The following is a 17871-nucleotide window of genomic DNA, read 5'->3' on the forward strand; positions in this document are numbered from 1 at the left end:
GTGAACATGGGAGAGCAGATGAGTGACGCCCGTTATCCGTTCACCGCGGTCGTCGGCATGGCCGACCTGCGGCTCGGGCTGCTGTTGAACGCGGTCTCGCCGGCCGTCGGCGGTGTGCTGGTGCGCGGCGAGAAGGGCACCGCCAAGTCGACCATGGTGCGCGCCCTGGCGGGGTTGCTGCCGTCGATCGGCACGGTCGCCGACTGCCGGTTCGCCTGCGACCCGGCGGCGCCGGACCCGCAGTGCCCGGACGGCGCGCACGGCGGCGCAGGTTCGCTGGAGCGGCCCGCGCACCTGGTGGAGCTGCCGGTCGGCGTCTCCGAGGACCGGATCGTCGGCTCGCTGGACCTGGAGCGGGCGCTCGCCGAGGGCGTCAAGGCGTACGAGCCGGGCCTGCTGGCCAGGGCGCACCGCGGCGTGCTGTACATCGACGAGGTCAACCTGCTGCAGGACCACCTGGTCGACCTGCTGCTGGACGCCGCGGCGATGGGCCGCTCGTACGTGGAGCGGGAGGGCGTGTCGGTGCGGCACGCCGCGCGCTTCCTGCTGGTGGGCACGATGAACCCGGAGGAGGGCGAGCTGCGGCCGCAGCTGCTCGACCGGTTCGGCCTGACGGTGGAGATCTCGGCGACCCGGGACCCGCAGGAGCGGGCCGAGGTGGTGCGCCGCCGGCTGGCCTACGACGCCGACCCGGCCGGCTTCGCCGCGCGGTTCGCCGAGGACGAGCGGGCACTCGCGATGCGGATCACCGCCGCCCGGGAGCTGCTGCCGCAGGTGGAGCTGACGGACACGGCGCTCCGTCAGATCACCGCGGTCTGCGCGGCCTTCGAGGTGGACGGCCTGCGGGCGGACATCGTGATGGCCCGCACGGCCGTGGCGCTGGCGGCCTGGGCGGGGCGCACCGAGGTGCTGGAGGAGGACGTCCGCAAGGCCGCGCAGCTGGCGCTGCCGCACCGGCGGCGCCGCAACCCCTTCGACGCGCCCGGCCTGGACGAGGAGCAGCTGGACCGCACGCTGGAGGAGCACGCGGGCGCCGAGGAGGACGGCCCGGACGACACCGACCCGGACACCGACCCCGACGGCGGCGGCCCGGACGGCCCCGGCGGCGGCCCGCAGGACGAGGGCCCGGACGGCGGCCCGGACGGCTCGACGGTCGCCGACCCCGCCCCGGATCCGGCCGGCGCTCCCGAGCAGGCCCCGCCGCCCCGCCCCGCGCCCGGCGCCGGCCGCGAGAAGGCGCCGGTCGCCGGCGCCGACCCGTACCGGACCCGGCTGTTCGAGGTGCCGGGCACCGGCCGGGGCGCCCGGGGACGGCGTTCGGCCGCGGAGACCGACGGCGGGCACACCGTGCGGGCGCGCCGCCCGCAGGGCCGCCTGGCCCGGCTGCACCTGACCGCGACGCTGCAGGCCGCCGCCCCGCACCAGGCCGCCCGCGGGCGGTCCGGGCGGGCGCTGGTGCTGGCCAAGGACGACCTGCGGGAGCAGGTGCGCCGCGGCCGGGAGTCCAACCTGGTGCTGTTCGTGGTGGACGCCTCCGGTTCGATGGCGGCCCGGCAGCGGATGGGCGCCGTCAAGGGCGCGGTGCTGTCGCTGCTGATGGACGCCTACCAGCGGCGTGACAAGATCGGCATGATCACCTTCCGCGGCACCGGCGCCGAGCTGGCCCTGCCGCCGACCTCCTCGGTGGAGGTCGGGGCGGCCCGGCTGGAGCAGCTGCCGACCGGCGGCCGGACGCCGCTGGCCGCCGGACTGCTGCGCGCCCACGAGGTGCTGCGGGTCGAGCGGATGCGCGACCCGGACCGCCGTCCGCTGCTGGTCGTCGTCACCGACGGCCGGGCCACCGGCGGCCGGGACGCCCTGGCGCAGGCCGAGCGGGCCGCGGGCCTGCTGGCCGGGCAGGGCGTGGCGAGCGTGGTGCTGGACTGCGAGTCCGGCCACGTCCGCCTCGGCCTGGCCCGCACCCTGGCGGCCCGCCTCGGCGGCCCCGCCGTCACCCTGGACGAGCTGCGCGCCGAGGGCGTGGCGGCGCTCGTCCGCGACCACCGTTCCGTCTCCACCCAGCGAAAGGCGGCCTGAGCCGTGCCCAAGGGAGTGCCCGAGAGTGTCCCCGACGACGGACTGACGACCCGTCAGCGCCGTACCCTGCCGATCACCGCGGTGCACACCGGTCCGGGCAAGGGCAAGTCGACCGCCGCGTTCGGCATGGCGCTGCGCGCCTGGAACCAGGGCTGGCCGATCGGGGTGTTCCAGTTCGTCAAGTCCGCCAAGTGGAAGGTCGGCGAGGAGAACGCGCTGCGCGTGCTCGGCGCCTCCGGCGAGGGCGGCACGGTGGCCTGGCACAAGATGGGCGAGGGCTGGTCCTGGGTGCAGCGCGGCATGGAGTCCAGCGAGGAGGCGGCCAAGGAGGGCTGGGAGCAGGTCAAGCGCGACCTCGCCGCCGAGACCTACCGCTTCTACGTGCTGGACGAGTTCACCTACCCGATGCACTGGGGCTGGGTGGACGTGGACGAGGTGGTGTCGGTGCTGAAGGACCGCCCGGGCAGCCAGCACGTGGTGATCACCGGCCGGTACGCCAAGGAGCCGCTGACCGACTTCGCCGACCTGGTCACCGAGATGACCAAGGTCAAGCACCCCATGGACGCCGGCCGCAAGGGCCAGCGCGGCATCGAGTGGTAGTCCGTTGAACATCCCCCGTCTCGTCGTCGCCGCACCCTCCTCGGGCGCGGGCAAGACCACCGTCGCCACCGGGCTGATCGCCGCGCTCGCCGCGCGGGGCCTCGCGGTCTCCCCGCACAAGGTCGGCCCGGACTACATCGACCCGGGCTACCACGCGCTGGCCGCCGGCCGCCCGGGCCGCAACCTGGACGCGTTCATGTGCGGGGAGGACCGGGTCGCGCCGCTCTTCCTGCACGGCGCGGCCGGGGCCGACGTCGCGGTGGTCGAGGGCGTGATGGGGCTGTTCGACGGGGCGGCGGGCCGCGGCGAGCTGGCCTCCACCGCGCAGGTCGCCAAGCTGCTGAAGGCGCCGGTGGTGCTGGTGGTGGACGCCTCCTCGCAGTCCCGTTCGGTGGCGGCGCTGGTGCACGGCTTCGCCTCCTGGGACCCGCAGGTGCGCCTGGCCGGGGTGATCCTCAACCGGGTCGCCTCCGACCGGCACGAGCAGCTGCTGCGCGAGGCCCTGGAGGAGGGCTCCGGGGTGCCGGTGCTCGGCTGCGTGCGGCGCACCGCCTCGGTGGCGACGCCCTCGCGCCACCTGGGCCTGGTGCCGGCCGTGGAGCGCTCCGCGGACGCCCTGCGGGCGGTGCGGGACATGGGCGAGCTGGTCGCCGCCTCGGTGGACCTGGACGCGCTGCTGGCGCTGGCCCGCAGCGCCCCGCCGCTGGACGCCGGGCCGTGGTCCGCGGCCGCGGAGGTCTCCCCCGTCGCGGGCCGGCCGCGGATCGCGCTGGCGGGCGGGGCGGCGTTCTCCTTCTCGTACGCGGAGAACGCCGAACTGCTGGCCGCGGCGGGCGCCGAGGTCGTGCCGTTCGACCCGCTGCGGGACGAGCGTCTGCCCGCCGGCACCCGCGCGCTGGTGGTCGGCGGCGGCTTCCCGGAGATGTACGTGGGTGAGCTGAGCGCCAACGCGGCGCTCCGGGCGGAGATCGCCGCGCTGGCCGCGGGCGGCGCGCCGATCGCCGCGGAGTGCGCCGGCCTGCTCTACCTGGGGCGGGAGTTGGACGGCAAGGAGATGTGCGGGGTGCTGCCGCACACGGCCCGGATGACCGAGCGGCTCACGCTGGGCTACCGGGAGGCGGTCGCGCTGACGGACGGTCCGCTGGCGGTGGCGGGCACCCGGGTGCGCGGGCACGAGTTCCACCGCACGGTCTGCGAGCCGGGCGCCGGGGAGCAGCCCGCCTGGGGCTGGCGCGGCCCGGCCGGGCCGGCCGTCGAGGGGTTCGTGCAGGGCGCGGTGCACGGCTCGTACCTGCACCTGCACTGGGCGGGGGCGCCGCAGCTCGCGGAGCGCCTCGTCCGCGCGGCGCTCTGACGCCGGGGCCGCGCCGCCGTCAGTTCGGGGCGAGCCGGAAGACCGGGTAGCCGGGGGCGATCCGCAGCAGCTCGGCGTCGGAGGCGTCCGCGTCGACGCCGTCGAAGAAGACGCCGACCTCGAACTTCCAGCGCTTGAGGTAGGCGCGGAGCACCGCGGGCTTCTCGGCGTCGGGGAGTTCGGCGGCGCGGAAGGCCTCGGCGCGGCGGCCGAGCCGGAGTTCGCCGGTGCCGGCGGCGCGCAGGTTGCGCACCCACTGGGTGTGGCCGCGCGGCGCGACCAGGTAGCGCTGCCCGTCGTGGGTGAGCAGGTTGACCGGGGTGGTGCGCCACTCGCCGCTCTTGCGGCCGCGCACGGCGAGGACGCGGGAGCCCCAGAGGCTGAGGCCGGCGCGGGTGAGGGCGGCGACGGTGCGGTTGGACAGGCCCAGCAGGGCGGCGCCGATCCGGCCGGTGGGCATCACGTAGCGGCTGGCGGTGTCGGACACGGGAACTCCCGAGGCAGTGAGCGGCGGACTCTTCCGAGAGCAGCGCTCTCGTTCCTGGACACGACTCTGCCACCGCCCCAGGCCAGGGTCAAGAGCAGTGCTCTCGTTTCTGTGCGGCGCTCCCGCATATGGCAGGCTGTTCCCATGACCGCCATCAGGACCGCCCGCGAACGGGCCCGCGAGGAGCTCACCCGCGAGATCAAGCAGGAGGCCCGCAGGCAGCTCGCCTCCGAGGGCGCCCAGCGTCTGTCGCTGCGCGCCGTCGCCCGCGAGCTCGGCATGGCCTCGTCCGCGATCTACCGGTACTTCCCCAGCCGCGACGAGCTGCTCACCGCGCTGATCGTCGACGCCTACACCGACCTCGCCGACACCGCCGACGCGGCCCTGGCCGCCGCACCGGCCGCCCCCCGCGCCCGCTGGCGGGCCCTGTGCGGCGCCGTACGGGACTGGGCGCTCGCCCACCCGCACGAGTACGCGCTGGTCTACGGCACGCCCGTGCCCGGCTACCGCGCCCCGCAGGAGACGGTCGAGCCGGCCGCCCGGCTCCCGATCGCGCTGATCACGGTGGTCCGGGAGGGCCGCCCGGACGCGTCCGCACCGACCGGACCGGCCATGCCCGCGGGGCCGCTAGGCGAGCAGCTCGCCCGGCTCCGCGCGGCGATCGCCCCCGGCCTGCCGGAGGCCGTGCTGGCCCGGGCCGCGATCGCCTGGACCCAGCTCTTCGGCATGATCGGGTTCGAGCTCTTCGGGCACCTGGTCGGGTCCTTCGACCCCGCGGACGCCTTCTTCGCGCACGCCGTCGAGGAGATGGCCGACCTGGTCGGCCTGCCCGCCGAGGGCTGACGCCCCGCCGGCCGCGCCCGGCGCCGGGTCAGACCCGGGCCGGGGCGGCGCCGGCCGCCGACGGACGGCCGGGGCCGCCCAGATCGGCGACCGGGGCCGGGCTCTCCGTCCGCACGCCGCCGGGCGCGCCCCCGCCGTCGCGCTTGCCGTCGCCGGTCGCCAGGCCCAGCGCGGCCCGGACGGCCGCCGGGCGCTCGAAGCCCAGCAGCCCCTCGGCCGCGTCGAGTTCGCGCTCCAGCACCTTCGGGTCGGTGGCCGTCCCGGCCGCCTGCAGGTGCGGCAGCGCCTGCTTCAGCTCGTCCTTGAGCGCGCCGACCGGAGCGGCGGCCAGCCCGCCCCAGCTGCGCCGGCCCAGGTCGTCGACCTCCCCGCCGACCGCGGTGGAGAGCTTCTTCGCCCACTCCCGGTAGGCGGCCGGGTCGGCGGCGGGCTTCGCCTGCGGCTGCTCGTCGTACGCCCGGTCGACCCGGTGCTCGGCGCGGAGGTAGGCCATCTGCTCGTCGTTCAGCGCGTTGCGGCCCTGGCGCACCGTGCCCGTGGCCACCGGGCTGCCGTCGGTCAGGAAGCAGGTGGCGTAGTGGTCGTCGTCGAGCGCCCAGGTCGCCGCGTCCGGGTAGAAGAAGTGGATCTCCATGTCCTCCGGGACGGCCCAGCTGTCCGGCGCGTAGTCGAACAGCGTCTCGGCACAGTCCTTCTTGGCGTCGGCGACGACGCCGTCCTTGCCGGGGTAGGCGGCGGCGGTGAAGCGCGGGGTGGCGTACACCTCGCCGTAGTGCGGCTCGGAGCAGTCCACCGTCCCGACGTCCGTGAGGTCCTCGCCCTTGCCGCTGCCGAGCTTGACGAAGCACTCCCCGGCGGTGAGGTCGAAGACCCCCGTGGTGGCCGTCCGGTCGGAGCCGTTCTCGTCCCGGAAGGGTGCGGTGCCCAGCGGGCCGCGGTCGTCGAAGACCACGCCCAGCACCATCAGCACGGCCAGCACGACGGCCCAGAAGCCGCCGAGCACGACACCGGCGATCGCCAGCCCGCGGCCGCGCTCGTTGCGCGCCCTGACGGTGCGCAGGGCGGCCACGCCGAAGGCGATCGCGCCGACCCACATGCAGCAGGCGATGCCGAGGACGCCCAGCACGAACGAGGTGATCGCGTAGCCGTTCCAGGCGGTCGGCGGGCCGAGCGGCGGCTGCTGCCAGCCGTACGGGCCCGCGCCGGCCCCCCAGGCGCCGCCGCCCCACGGGGCCGCGGGCGGCACGGCGCCGGGCGGCATCGCGCCGGGCGGGACGGCACCGGGCGGGAGGTCGCCGGGCGGCGGGGTCTGCGGCGGCGGGGCGAACGCCCGCGCCAGTGCCTCGTCCTGGGCCGGCGCGGCGTACGGGTTCGGCACGGGCGCGCCGTAGGGCGGCGGCGGGGTCCGCTGCGGGTCCTGCCGGGGGTCCTTCGGCGGGGCGAAGGCCCGGGCGAAGGCGTCGTCCCGGGCCGCCCGGTCGTCCGGCTGGGGGCTGTAGGGGTCGGACGGCATGCGGGCTCCCTGTGCGCTGGTGCGCGCCGGACACTGGTCGTTCGACGGCGGCGCGAATATAGCGGATCACTAGGACGCCCGTCCGACCGTATTCGGCCCCGGACGGGCCGGCCCGTGAACTCCCCCTCCGCCGCCGGGCCGTCCGCCCGGCGGCGCGGCTCAGCCCAGGTCGCGGCGGTCCAGCGCGGCCAGGCCGACGGCGGCCGGCACGGCGGCGAGCGCGGTCAGCCAGAACAGCGGGACGGCGGTGAAGGCGCCGCCCGGCAGGTGCGGGGTGTGGGTGAACGGGGAGAGGTCCAGGGCCCACTGCGGCAGGCGCAGCACGGGGCCGAGCCAGCCGATCAGCAGGAAGAACGCCAGCGCGCCCCACGCCGCCGTGCTCCACCGGGGCGCCAGTCCGACCACGGCGAGCGCGACCGCCGCGACCAGCCACACCGCGGGCAGTTGGGCGAGCGCGGCGGGCACCAGCCGGGCGACGGCCCGTCCGGTGCCGCCCATCGCGGCGCCCTGGCCGAGACCGGTGAAGACCCCGGCGACGGCCAGCAGCACCGCACTGCCGGCCAGTGGGAAGAGCAGGTGCCCGCCGGCCCAGCGGAGCCGGGAGACGGCGGTCGCGAGGACGGGCTCGGCCCGGCCGGAGGTCTCCTCGGCGCGCAGCCGCAGCACCGCCTGCACCGCGTAGCCGGCGACGACCATGCCGAAGAGGTTGGTCATGGTGCCGAAGTAGGCGTCCAGGACGCCCTGGCGGCCGCCCAGCCGGGCGATCACGTCGGCGACCCGGGCGTTGTCGCCGACCAGGTCGACGACGCCGCGGGAGACCCCGCCGAAGACCAGTCCGGCCGTGGCGAGGCCGCCCGCCCAGCCGATCAGGGTGCCGCGGTGCAGCCGGACGGCGAGCGCGGCGGCGGTGCGCAGCCCGGGGGCGCCGACCGCGGGGCCGGGGCGCTGCGGCAGCAGGCCGGCGCCGAGGTCGCGCCGGGCGACCAGGGCGTAGGCGGCCGCGACGGCGAGCGCGGTGCCCGCGGCCGGGAGCAGCAGTGCCCACCAGCGGTCCCCGGCGAACGGGCGGACCTGCTCGGCCCAGCCGATCGGCGAGAGCCAGCCCACCCAGGCCGGGCCCGCGTCGCCGACGGCGCGCAGCACGAAGGCGGTGCCGAGCAGGGCGCCGGCCAGGCCGTTGGCGGCGCGGGCGGTGCCGGCGACCTGGGCGGTGAGGGCGGCGGTGCCGGCGAAGAGCATCCCGCAGCCGCCGAGGGCGAGTCCGAAGGCGAGCGAGCCGGCGGGGGCCTCGCCGGTGGCGGCGAGGCAGCCGGCGACGAGCGCGGCGAGCACCAGGTTGGCGGTGGCGGCGGCGAGCAGCGCGGCGGTGAGCGGGGCGCGGCGGCCGACCGCGCCTGCGCCGACGAGTTCGAGCCGGCCGTCCTCCTCCTCGGCCCGGGTGTGCCGGACGACCAGCAGGGTGCTCATCAGGCCGGCCAGGACGGCGCCGAAGACGCCCATCCGCCAGGCCGTCAGACCGCCGATGGTGGACGCGTCGTGCAGGGGGCCGTACAGGGCGCGCAGCGAGGTGTTGGCGGCGATGCCGGCGGCGAAGCGGAGCCGGGCGTCCTCGGTGTCGTACAGCGAGCGGAAGGACACGGCGGTGGAGACGACCGAGGCGGCGAGCACGTACACCCAGGCGGGCAGCACGATGCGGTCGCGGCGCAGGGCGAGGCGCAGCAGGACGGGGGTGCCGGCGAGGGTGTTCACCGGGTCACCGCCGGGTCGGGCGACCGGTCGCCGCCGTCCGGGGTGCCTGGCTGTTCGTAGTGGCGCAGGAACAGTTCCTCCAGCGTGGGCGGCCGGCTGGTGAGGCTGCGCACGCCGACGGCGGTGAGGGCGCGCAGCACCTCGTCGAGCCGGTCCGCGTCGACCTGGCAGCGCACCCGCCGGCCGTCGGTGACGAGGTCGTGCACACCCGTCAGCTCGGGTGGCGGGCCGGCGAGTTCGGCGTCGATCGCGGTGCGGGTGAGGTGCCGCAGCTCGGCCAGGGTGCCGGTCTCCACGGTGCGGCCGGCGCGGATGATGCTGACGCGGTCGCAGAGCGCCTCGACCTCGGACAGGATGTGGCTGGAGAGCAGCACGGTGCGGCCGCGGTCGCGCTCCTCGGCGACGCAGGTGCGGAAGACCTCCTCCATGAGCGGGTCGAGGCCGGAGGTGGGCTCGTCCAGGACGAGCAGTTCGGCGTCGGAGGCGAGGGCGGCGACCAGGGCGACCTTCTGGCGGTTGCCCTTGGAGTAGGTGCGGCCCTTCTTGGTGGGGTCGAGTTCGAAGCGTTCCAGCAGGTCGGCGCGGCGGGCGGGGTCGAGGCCGCCGCGGAGCCGGCCGAGCAGGTCGATGGCCTCGCCGCCGGAGAGGTTCCGCCAGAGGGTGACGTCGCCGGGCACGTAGGCGAGGCGGCGGTGCAGGTCGACGGCGTCCCGCCAGGGGTCGCCGTCCAGCAGCCGGACGGTGCCGGCGTCGGCGCGCAGCAGGCCGAGCAGGACGCGGATCGTCGTCGACTTGCCGGAGCCGTTCGGGCCGAGGAAGCCGTGCACCTCGCCGCGTGCGACGGTGAGGTCCAGCCCGTCCAGGGCGCGCGTCCGGCCGAAGTCCTTGACCAGGCCGGTCACCGAGATGGCGGTCGTCATGGCTCGACGGTACTCTCGATTCACAGATTCGTGAAGTTCATGAATTCAGTGGATTTCCGCAAGGGCCGACCGGTCCCCGATGATGGTCCGGACGGTCGTGGCACGGGGCGGGAGGCGTGGTGGAACGGGACGGCACGGCGGTCGGGGCCTTCGTGGAGCGCTTCGCCGCGGTGATGGCCGACGCCGGCTTCCCGCGGATGCCCGCCCGGGTCTTCACCGCCCTGCTCGCCAGCGACTCCGGCCGGCTGACGGCCGCCGAACTCGCCGACACCCTGCGGATCAGCCCGGCCGCGGTGTCCGGCGCGGTGCGCTTCCTCGGCCAGGTCAACCTGGTCACCCGGGAACGCGAGGCGGGCTCCCGCCGGGACCACTACCGGGTGCACGACGACGCCTGGTACGAGGCCTCCGTCCACCGCGACCGCGAGCTCGTCCGCTGGGAGTCGAGCCTGCGCGAGGGCATCGAGGCGCTCGGCCCCGACACCCCGGCCGGGGCCCGGCTGGCCGAGTCGCTGGCCTTCTTCGGCTTCATGCGCGAGGAGCTGCCCGCCCTGCTCGGCCGCTGGCACGACCGGCGCGAGCAGCTGCGCGCGGAACCGACGCGGCCCCAGGACGCCGGCACCCGCTGACGCGGGCTCAGGACGCCAGCAGCGCGTCCAGGTAGCGGGCGGCCTCGGCCCTCAGCTCCTGCGGCCCCGGCACTCCGAGGGCGCGGCCCGCACCGGCCGCGGTGTGGAAGACGACGCCCTCGCACCAGCGGACCAGCCGCCGGGCGTCCCCCGCCGGGTCGCGCGAGCCGGCGGCGGCCAGCACGGCCGCGGCGGTCTCCGCGAAGCCCGCGCCCAGGCGGTCGTAGACGGCCCGCAGTTCGGGGCGGCGGGTGGCCTCCAGGGCGAGTTCCAGCCGGGCCAGGGTGAGCGGCAGGCCGACGGTCAGCGCGGCGTGCACCCCGAGGGCGACCCCGTCGAGCAGCAGCTCGCGCGGCGGCCGCCCCGGATCGACGGTCGCCGATCCGTACCCCGCGGCCTCCAGGTCGGCGATCCGGGTGAGGGCGAGCGCCAGCAGGGCCGCGCGGGTGCGGGCGTGGTTGGAGGTGGAGCCGGCCGGCAGTCCGGCCGCCTCGTCGACGGCGCGGTGGGTGAGGCCGCGCAGCCCGCGTTCGGCGATCAGGGCGATGGCGGTGTCGGCGATCAGGGCGGCGCGCGGCGTACTCATGACACCGATCATCCCGCGTCCGACCGGAACTACAGATGTAGTGAGGAGTGGAGTACGGTGACACTACAGACGTAGTAACCCCGGGAGGTCCGCCGTGCAGCAGAAGGCCGTCGTCATCGGTGCGGGCATCGGAGGGCTGGCCGCGGCGCTCGCCCTGCACCTCCGCGGCTGGCAGGTCGCGGTGCACGAGCGCGCCGCCTCGCTCGACCCCGTCGGCTCCGGCCTCGGCATCGCCCCGAACGCCCTGCGCGCCCTCGACGTGCTCGGCGCCGGCGACGAGGTCCGCGCCCTGGCCGGCCTGCACGGCGAGGCCGCCCTGCGCCGCCCCTCCGGCCGCCGGCTCGCCGCCGCCGGCCAGGAGGCGATCGCCCGCGCCTACGGCGACCCCGTGGTCGCCGTGCACCGCGCCGACCTCGTCGCCGCCCTGCACCGGCGGCTGCCGCCCGGCACCGTCCGCACCGGCTCCCCCGCCGCGCTCGCCGACCCCGGCGACGCCCGTCGGCCCGCCCGGGTCACGGCCGGCGGCACCGAGGGCGAGGCCGACCTGGTGGTGGCCGCCGACGGGCTGCGCTCCGCCGCCCGCGCGCTGCTGCTGCCCGGACACCCCGGCCCGCGCTACTCCGGCTTCACCACCTGGCGCACCGTCGTCCCCGATCCCGGCCGCCCGGTGCCGGCCGGCGAGACCTGGGGCCGCGGCGCGCTCACCGGCGTCATCCCGCTCACCGGCGGCCGGGTCTACCTCTACGCCGCCGCGCTCACCCCGCCTGGCGGCCGGGCCGCGGACGGCGACGAACGCGCCGAACTGCTGCGCCGGTACGGCGGTTGGCACCGGGGGCTGGTCGACCTGCTGCACTCCGCCGACCCGGCCGCCGTGCTGCGGCACGACGTGTGGGAGCTCGCCGACCCGCTGCCCGCCCTGCACGGCGGCCGGGTCGCCCTGCTCGGCGACGCCGCCCACGCCATGACGCCCTTCCAGGGGCAGGGCGCCTGCCAGGCCCTGGAGGACGCCGTCGTCCTCGCGCACGCACTCGCCGGGGCGGACGTCACCGGCGCCCTCGCCGCCTACACCGCGGCCCGGCTGCCCCGCACCACCGCCGTCACCGCCGGCTCGCGCCGGGTCGGCCGGCTGGTCGGGCTGCGGGCCGCCCCCGCGGTCGCCCTGCGGGACACCCTCCTCGCGGCGGCCGGCCGGCTGCCCGAACGGACGGCCGTCCGGGCCGCGGCGTCGCTGCTGGACTGGCGGCCGCCGGCGGAGCGGACGGCCCGCCCGGCGGCCGGTCAGCCGAGGTAGGCCGGGGCCACCGCGGAGCGGGTGAGGACGGCCGGGCTGCCGGAGCCGTCGGCCGGGACGGTCCAGAGGTCGGCCCCGTAGTCCCCGGCCAGGGCGTACACCAGGGTGTGGCCGTCGGCCCACAGCGCCTGGTCGTCGATGTTGCGCTGCTCGGCGGTGGCGGTCTCGGTCATGGTGGCGAGGTCGAGCACGTACAGCCGCCACGGCGCGTCCGGGGAGGCGCCGGCCACCCGCTTCTTGTAGGCGACCCGGGTGCCGTCCGGCGAGAGCGAGGGGCACTCGACGTTCTGGTGCAGGGTGGTGAGCGTCCGGGCGCCGAGGTCGCCGCGCACGAGGTAGGTCCTCCCGCCGGTGGCGACGGTGGCGTAGAAGCCGTTGTCGTCGGCGAAGGTGACGCCCCAGACGTTGGTGTCGGGAGACTTCAGCGGCTTGCCGCCGTCCAGGACGGTGAAGGTCTCCAGGTTGTCGTGGAGGGTCCAGCCGCGGGTGTCGACGATCGAGGTCCGGGTGGAGAAGTCGGTGCCCGCGTACGAGTCGCCGCTGACGAAGACCGTCCAGGCGGCCAGGTGTCCGGAGGGCGACACCCGGGAGCGGGTGGGGATGCCCGCCGCCGGGTACCGCTTGAGCTCGTGCAGGCCCGCGTCGAGGACGACCGCCCAGTAGCGGTCGCCCAGCCCCTCCTGCTCGCCCCGCAGGCAGATGCCGGTGCCCGCGGCGGCGTGGAAGCGCAGGCACCTGAGGCCGGAGGCGGTCCGCGGGCCGTCCGGCCGGTCCGCGGGCACCGCGGTGATCTCGTCGCGGTGCGGCCCCCAGGCGGTGGAGCGGAACAGCAGCCGGCGGGGCCCGTCCGGGGCGAGCGGGACGGGGCCGGGGGTGAGCACGGGACCGCCCGCCTGCTCCTGGTCCTTGCGGCCGGAGCGGTCGGCGGCGTGCAGCACCGCCACCGTGCCGACCGCCCCGAGCAGGAGGACGGCGGCCAGCAGGGTCAGCAGGCGGGCGGTGCGCGTCATGCAGGGTGCTCCTCGGTGGTGCCGGTGTCGGGCGGGGAGTCGGGGGTGCGGATCAGCAGGAAGGCGGCACCGGCGGCCACGGCCAGCGCCGCGGCGGCGACCGCCAGCACCGTCTGCCCGCCCCAGAGGGTCCAGCCGGCGCCGAACGCCAGCGAGCAGCCGAAGCGGGCCAGCGCCTGCCCGGTGCCCACCAGGGCGAGCCCGGCGCCCTGCTGCTCGGCGGGCACGGTCGCGGAGGCGGCCGCGGCCAGTACGCCGTCGGTCGCCGCGTAGAACGAACCGTGCAGCAGCAACACGACCGGCGCCGCCCACCAGGCGTGCAACGGGGCGAGCAGCAGCCCGTACCCGGCGAGCAGCACCAGGTGGCCGAGCAGGAAGAGCCTGCGGCGACCGATCCGGTCCGCGGCCGCGCCGAAGGGCACGGCCAGCAGCAGGAAGGCGGCCGCGGTGCCGAGCGGCAGCAGCGGGAAGAGGTGCGCCGGCAGGTCGAGCCGGCGCTGCAGCAGCAGGTACAGGAAGGAGTCGCTGACGGTGGTCAGACCGAGCAGGACGGCGGCCAGGGTGAGCCGCCGCAGCGCGGGCAGCCGCAGCAGGGCCAGCGAGTCGCGCAGGGCGGGGCGCGGCCCGTCGGCGGGGGCGGCGGTGGCGGTGCGGCCCGGGACGAAGAGCAGCAGCACCAGCACGCCGAGAGCGGCGACGCACGCGGAGACGGCGAAGACCGCGTCGTAGCCGTCGGCGGCGAACCGGAGCAGGGCGAAGGCGACCAGTGGGCCGAGCAGCGCGCCGGTGGTGTCCATGGCGCGGTGCACGCCGAACGCCCGCCCGCGGTGCTCGGGCGCGGTGGACAGCGAGATCAGGGCGTCGCGCGGGGCGGTGCGCAGTCCCTTGCCGGTGCGGTCGACCGCCAGCACCGCGCTGATCAGCGGCAGGGTGTGGGCGAGCAGCAGCAGCGGCTTGCAGACCGCGGACAGGCCGTAGCCGATCGCGGCGACGGCCTTGTGCCGGCCCCGGCCGCCGTCCGCGGCGTGCCCGCCGACCAGCCGGACGAGGGCGCCGACACCGTTGTTGATGCCGTCGAGCAGGCCGAAGCCGAGCGGGGAGAGCCCGAGTCCGGCGACCACGTACAGCGGCAGCACCGCGCTGACCATCTCCGAGGAGACGTCGGTGATCAGGCTGACCGCGCCGAGGGCCAGGACGGTGCCGGGCACGGCGGCGGCGCGCCGCCCCGGGCGGATGCCCGGGACGGCGGCCGGATCGGTGCTGCGGCTCGCGGCGCTGTCGGCGTCGCCGCTGCCGGCCGCGGTGCGGCCGGCCCCGGTGGCGGTGGCCTTGGTGCTGCGGGAGTCCGCGAGGTACACGGGCGTCAGTTCCAGATGCCGGTGATGTCGGAGGCGGTCGCGGCGTTGCCCGCGTGGCTGGTCAGGCCGGCCAGGTCCTCCAGGGTGCGCAGCGTGTTGTAGTGGTTGTAGGTGGTGGCGGTGGAGCTGCCCGCGGCGACGTGCTCGCCGTAGAAGATCGTCGGGATGCGGTTGCCGGAGAGCTTGTTGTCCTCGTCGAAGGTCACCACGAGCATGCTGTTGTGGGTCTTCGCCCAGGTCGCGTAGGCGCTCAGGTTGTTCTGGATCCAGGTGTCGCCGGTGGAGACCGAGCAGTCGTGCATGTCGTTGCACAGGTTCGGCACCACGAACGACACCTTGGGCAGGGTGGTGTAGTCGGTCGGGAACTGGGTCATCGTCTTCGCCGTCGAGGTCGGCACGTTGGAGAAGCCGAACCACGGGTTGTGCTTCTGGGCGTACTTGCCCGAGCTGCTGGAGCAGACGGTCGAACCCTGGCTGGGCAGGCCCTCGTTGTAGCTCGCCCAGGTCTTGCCGGCGGCGATCAGCTCGGAGGCGAGGTTCGGCGCCGAGATCGAGCCGACGGTGACGCAGCTGTCGTCGGTGCGGCCCTGGTTGGAGCCGGAGAACAGCTGGTAGTAGTTGGGCTCGCTGGGGTGGGTGAGGCCGTAGGACTGGGTCAGGTTGGCCCCGCCCGCCTTCAGCGTGTTGTTCAGGTACGGCGCGCTGGAGCTGCCGATGACCTGCGAGTAGGCGTGGTTCTCCATCACCACGACCACGACGTGGTCGGGGGTCGGGAGGGTGGCGGCCTGGGCGGTGGCGCCGGTGGCGGCCCAGATGCCGAGCGATCCGGCGGCCATCGCGACGGCTCCGGCGAGGGCGGTGAAGGTGCGCCGGTTGCGCTTCGGGGTCCGAGCGGCGGTCATGCTGTCCTCCGTACGAGGGGCGGCGGTTGAGGGTGGTGCGAGGCAGTGCTGGCTGCGACCGGTCGAGCGGCCAAACCCTAGGCGGGGGCCGGTGGCCGGGGCCGCGCCGCGGAAGTGAAGAACGGAAGAACAGCACCCGACGCCGGTACGTTCCATCTCACACCCGCCACGATTGACCCGCCCGTCGCGCCCGTGGTGGGATTTCCGGCAGGTCACGGGGGTTGCGGAGGCACGGTGGTGGAGCTGCACGGCCCGCTGGTCGCCGGCGTCGGCGCCCGCCCCGGCACCCCCGCGGACGAGGTCCTGCGCCTGCTCGACGAGGTACTGGCCACCGCCGGCCTCGACCGCACGGAGCTCGTGCTGCTCACCACCGTCGACGCGAGGGCCGCCGAACCCGGCCTGCGCGGAGCCGCCCGGATCCTCGGCGTCCCGCTGACCGCACACCCGGCGGCCGTGCTCGCCGCGGTGCCCGTACCGAACCCCTCCGCGGCCGTCCGCGCCGCCCTCGGCACCCCCGGCGTCGCCGAGGCCGCCGCCCTGGCAGAGGCCCCCGGCGGGCGCCTGGTGGTGCCCAAGACGGCCTCCCGGACGGCCACGGTCGCGATCGCCCGCCGCGCCCCCGCCCCGGACGAGCCGCTGCGCCCGGGCAGCCCCGACCGCCCCGCGACCCCTCGGGAGACCACCGCGATGAGCACCGACTTCGACCTCCGGCACCACGGCGACGCGGAGGTCCGCGCCGCCGGTCTGGTCGACCTCGCCGTCAACGTCCGCACCGGAACCCCGCCCCGCTGGCTGCGCGACCGGCTCGCCGCCACCCTCGGCGACCTCGCCGCCTACCCGGACCCGGCCGCCGCCCGCGCCGCCGTCGCCGCCCGGCACGGCCGGCCGGCCGGCGAGGTGCTGCTCACCGCCGGCGCCGCCGAGGCCTTCGTGCTGCTCGCCCGGGTCGTGGCGGCCCGTCACGTCTGCGTGGTGCACCCGCAGTTCACCGAACCGGAGGCCGCGCTGCGGGACGCCGGGCACACCGTGCACCGGGCGGTGCTGCGCGCCGAGGACGGCTTCCGGCTGACGCCCGGCGCGGTGCCCGAGGAGGCCGACCTGGTGGTGATCGGCAACCCCACCAACCCGACCTCCGTGCTGCACCCCGCCGCGGACGTCGCCGCGCTCGCCCGCCCCGGCCGCACCCTGGTGGTCGACGAGGCCTTCATGGACACCGTCCCGGGCGAGAGCGCCGCCCTCGCCGACGTGCGCGGCCTGCCGGGCCGGGTGGTCGTGCTGCGCAGCCTCACCAAGACCTGGGGCCTGGCCGGGCTGCGGATCGGCTACGTGCTCGGCCCCGCGGAGCTGATCGCCGAACTCGCCGCCGCCCAGCCGCTCTGGCCGGTCTCCACCCCGGCGCTGGCGGCCGCCGAGGTCTGCTCGGCACCGGCCGCGCTCGCCGAGGCCGAGGAGGCCGCCCACGAGCTGGCCGCGCACCGGGCGCACCTGCTGGCGGGCCTGCGCGGCGTCCCCGGCGTGCGGGTGCACGGCACCCCGGCGTCCTCGTTCCTGCTGGTGGAGCTGGACGGTGCGGCCGCGGTGCGGGAGCGGCTGCGGGAGGCCGGGTTCGCGGTGCGGCGCGGCGACACCTTCCCCGGTCTGGGGCCGGACTGGCTGCGGATCGCCGTCCGCGACCCGGCCACCGGCGACCGCTTCCTCGCCGCGCTGGCCGCCGCCGTCGGCGCCCCGCCCGCCCGCCCGGTCACCGCAGGCTGACGGCGTCCCCGCGGCGGACGGTGCCACCCGCCAGCACCCGCGCGTACACCCCGGCGCAGGGCATCGGGCCCGCGCCGGGCAGCGGCTCCACCCGGTTGAGCCGGGCGGCCGCGCGCAGCGCCCCGAGGTCGCGCGGCAGCGCGCCGTGCGCCAGGGTCGGGACGGCGCAGCGCGGGGTCGCCGCCAGCACCTCCAGCCGCACGCCGTCGCCGATCCGCAGCTCGCGGCCGACCCAGCCGTTCTCCGGGAAGCCGCTCCGCCCCGGGGTGTCGACCACCAGGTTGGGCCGGTAGCGGGCCGCCGCGACGGGCCCACCCGTCCCGGTGCCCTCGCCGAGGGCCGCCAGGGCCGCGGTGCTGACCAGGTGGACGGGCGCGAAGTCGAAGAACGTCCCGGGCGGCGCCGCACTGCCGAGGGCGTGGACGGTGGACGGCACCTCGGCGTCCGCGCCGCGGTCGAGCACCTCCTCGGGGACGCTGCGCTCCAGCTCGGCGCCGGGCGGCGGCACGTCGACGGCCCGTACCTCCCGGCCGAGCAGTGCGGTGAGCCCCGCCTCGTCCAACTCCCTTCCGTCGACGGTGAGCAGGCGGATCCCGTGCGGGGTGGTGCGGGCGGTGACGGTCAGCAGGGCGCGCCACAGCCGCGGGTTCTTGGCGCTGACCACGCGGCCGGTGGCGGTGTCGAGCAGGGCGCGGACCCGGTCGCCGTCGAGGCCGCGCCCGGTGATCCGCGCGTGGGCGATCTCCTCGCCGAGCGCGGACTTCAGGGGGTGGCGGTGCAGGCTGCGCACCGTCCCGGCGA

At 76.9% G+C, this 17871-nt stretch carries 16 protein-coding genes; 7 read left to right on the plus strand and 9 right to left on the minus strand.

Annotated features, from left to right (window positions below; translation table 11 throughout):
- Positions 1 to 18: 18 nt before the first annotated feature.
- Genes AB0O09_RS14605 through AB0O09_RS14615 form a run of 3 tightly spaced genes read left to right on the plus strand, consistent with a single transcriptional unit; the run spans position 19 to position 4030 of the window.
- Positions 19 to 2076, plus strand: coding sequence for a putative cobaltochelatase (locus AB0O09_RS14605; protein WP_363541993.1), 2058 nt, complete (start codon positions 19 to 21; stop codon positions 2074 to 2076).
- 3 nt (positions 2077 to 2079) lie between these two features.
- Positions 2080 to 2676, plus strand: coding sequence for a cob(I)yrinic acid a,c-diamide adenosyltransferase (cobO, locus tag AB0O09_RS14610; RefSeq protein ID WP_030266664.1), 597 nt, complete (start codon positions 2080 to 2082; stop codon positions 2674 to 2676).
- A gap of 4 nt (positions 2677 to 2680) precedes the next feature.
- Positions 2681 to 4030 carry a cobyrinate a,c-diamide synthase gene (locus AB0O09_RS14615; RefSeq protein ID WP_363541994.1) on the plus strand — a complete coding sequence of 450 codons (1350 nt, stop codon included), beginning with the start codon at positions 2681 to 2683 and terminating at the stop codon, positions 4028 to 4030.
- Positions 4031 to 4049: 19 nt separating this feature from the next.
- Here the strand turns inward: AB0O09_RS14615 and AB0O09_RS14620 are convergent, their stop codons facing one another.
- On the minus strand, positions 4050 to 4490 hold the full coding sequence (locus tag AB0O09_RS14620) for a nitroreductase family deazaflavin-dependent oxidoreductase (protein WP_363542109.1): 441 nt from the start codon (positions 4488 to 4490) through the stop codon (positions 4050 to 4052).
- 171 nt (positions 4491 to 4661) lie between these two features.
- Here AB0O09_RS14620 and AB0O09_RS14625 point away from each other — a divergent pair, with 171 nt between their 5' ends.
- On the plus strand, positions 4662 to 5360 hold the full coding sequence (locus AB0O09_RS14625) for a TetR/AcrR family transcriptional regulator (protein ID WP_363541995.1): 699 nt from the start codon (positions 4662 to 4664) through the stop codon (positions 5358 to 5360).
- 28 nt (positions 5361 to 5388) lie between these two features.
- Here the strand turns inward: AB0O09_RS14625 and AB0O09_RS14630 are convergent, their stop codons facing one another.
- From AB0O09_RS14630 to AB0O09_RS14640, 3 genes are all read right to left on the minus strand, one after another.
- On the minus strand, positions 5389 to 6873 hold the full coding sequence (locus AB0O09_RS14630; RefSeq protein WP_363541996.1) for a DUF4190 domain-containing protein: 1485 nt from the start codon (positions 6871 to 6873) through the stop codon (positions 5389 to 5391).
- A 159-nt stretch (positions 6874 to 7032) separates the two neighbouring features.
- Positions 7033 to 8622: an ABC transporter permease gene (locus AB0O09_RS14635; protein ID WP_363541997.1), complete on the minus strand. Its 1590-nt coding sequence runs from the start codon at positions 8620 to 8622 to the stop codon at positions 7033 to 7035.
- Positions 8619 to 9542, minus strand: a complete 924-nt coding sequence (locus AB0O09_RS14640; RefSeq protein WP_363541998.1) for an ABC transporter ATP-binding protein — start codon at positions 9540 to 9542, stop codon at positions 8619 to 8621. Before AB0O09_RS14640 ends, AB0O09_RS14635 begins: the two co-directional genes overlap by 4 nt.
- A 173-nt stretch (positions 9543 to 9715) precedes the next feature.
- On the opposite strand from AB0O09_RS14640, the gene AB0O09_RS14645 reads away from it, so the two are divergent.
- Entirely contained in the window at positions 9716 to 10168 is a 453-nt protein-coding gene (locus AB0O09_RS14645) for a MarR family transcriptional regulator (RefSeq protein WP_363542110.1), read from the plus strand.
- Between the two features lie 7 nt (positions 10169 to 10175).
- Here the strand turns inward: AB0O09_RS14645 and AB0O09_RS14650 are convergent, their stop codons facing one another.
- Positions 10176 to 10754, minus strand: coding sequence for a TetR/AcrR family transcriptional regulator (locus AB0O09_RS14650; RefSeq protein WP_363541999.1), 579 nt, complete (start codon positions 10752 to 10754; stop codon positions 10176 to 10178).
- Positions 10755 to 10848: 94 nt separating this feature from the next.
- Between AB0O09_RS14650 and AB0O09_RS14655 the strand changes: the two genes are divergently transcribed.
- Positions 10849 to 12045 (plus strand): FAD-dependent monooxygenase, encoded by a 1197-nt coding sequence (locus AB0O09_RS14655; RefSeq protein ID WP_363542000.1) that lies wholly within the window; start codon positions 10849 to 10851, stop codon positions 12043 to 12045.
- On the opposite strand, the gene AB0O09_RS14660 is transcribed toward AB0O09_RS14655, so the two are convergent.
- The 3 genes from AB0O09_RS14660 to AB0O09_RS14670 form a co-directional block, all read right to left on the minus strand.
- Positions 12033 to 13055, minus strand: coding sequence for a TolB-like translocation protein (locus AB0O09_RS14660; RefSeq protein WP_363542001.1), 1023 nt, complete (start codon positions 13053 to 13055; stop codon positions 12033 to 12035). The genes AB0O09_RS14655 and AB0O09_RS14660 overlap by 13 nt on opposite strands.
- The gene (locus tag AB0O09_RS14665) at positions 13052 to 14290 is read right to left on the minus strand and encodes an MFS transporter (RefSeq protein ID WP_363542111.1); all 1239 of its coding nucleotides are present in this window, start codon (positions 14288 to 14290) and stop codon (positions 13052 to 13054) included. The genes AB0O09_RS14660 and AB0O09_RS14665 overlap by 4 nt, the downstream gene beginning before the upstream one ends.
- 128 nt (positions 14291 to 14418) lie before the next feature.
- Positions 14419 to 15315: an alkaline phosphatase family protein gene (locus tag AB0O09_RS14670; protein WP_363542002.1), complete on the minus strand. Its 897-nt coding sequence runs from the start codon at positions 15313 to 15315 to the stop codon at positions 14419 to 14421.
- Positions 15316 to 15549: 234 nt separating this feature from the next.
- Here AB0O09_RS14670 and cobC point away from each other — a divergent pair, with 234 nt between their 5' ends.
- Complete coding sequence (cobC, locus tag AB0O09_RS14675; protein WP_363542003.1) at positions 15550 to 17070, plus strand: Rv2231c family pyridoxal phosphate-dependent protein CobC; 1521 nt, start codon at positions 15550 to 15552, stop codon at positions 17068 to 17070.
- Here cobC and AB0O09_RS14680 read toward each other — a convergent pair.
- The gene (locus tag AB0O09_RS14680; protein ID WP_363542004.1) at positions 17057 to 17860 is read right to left on the minus strand and encodes an MOSC domain-containing protein; all 804 of its coding nucleotides are present in this window, start codon (positions 17858 to 17860) and stop codon (positions 17057 to 17059) included. The two genes, cobC and AB0O09_RS14680, sit on opposite strands and share 14 nt — an antisense overlap.
- Positions 17861 to 17871: the final 11 nt, after the last annotated feature.

The sequence above is a fragment of the Kitasatospora sp. NPDC093679 genome, from assembly GCF_040683455.1.
GTDB lineage: Bacteria > Actinomycetota > Actinomycetes > Streptomycetales > Streptomycetaceae > Kitasatospora > Kitasatospora arboriphila.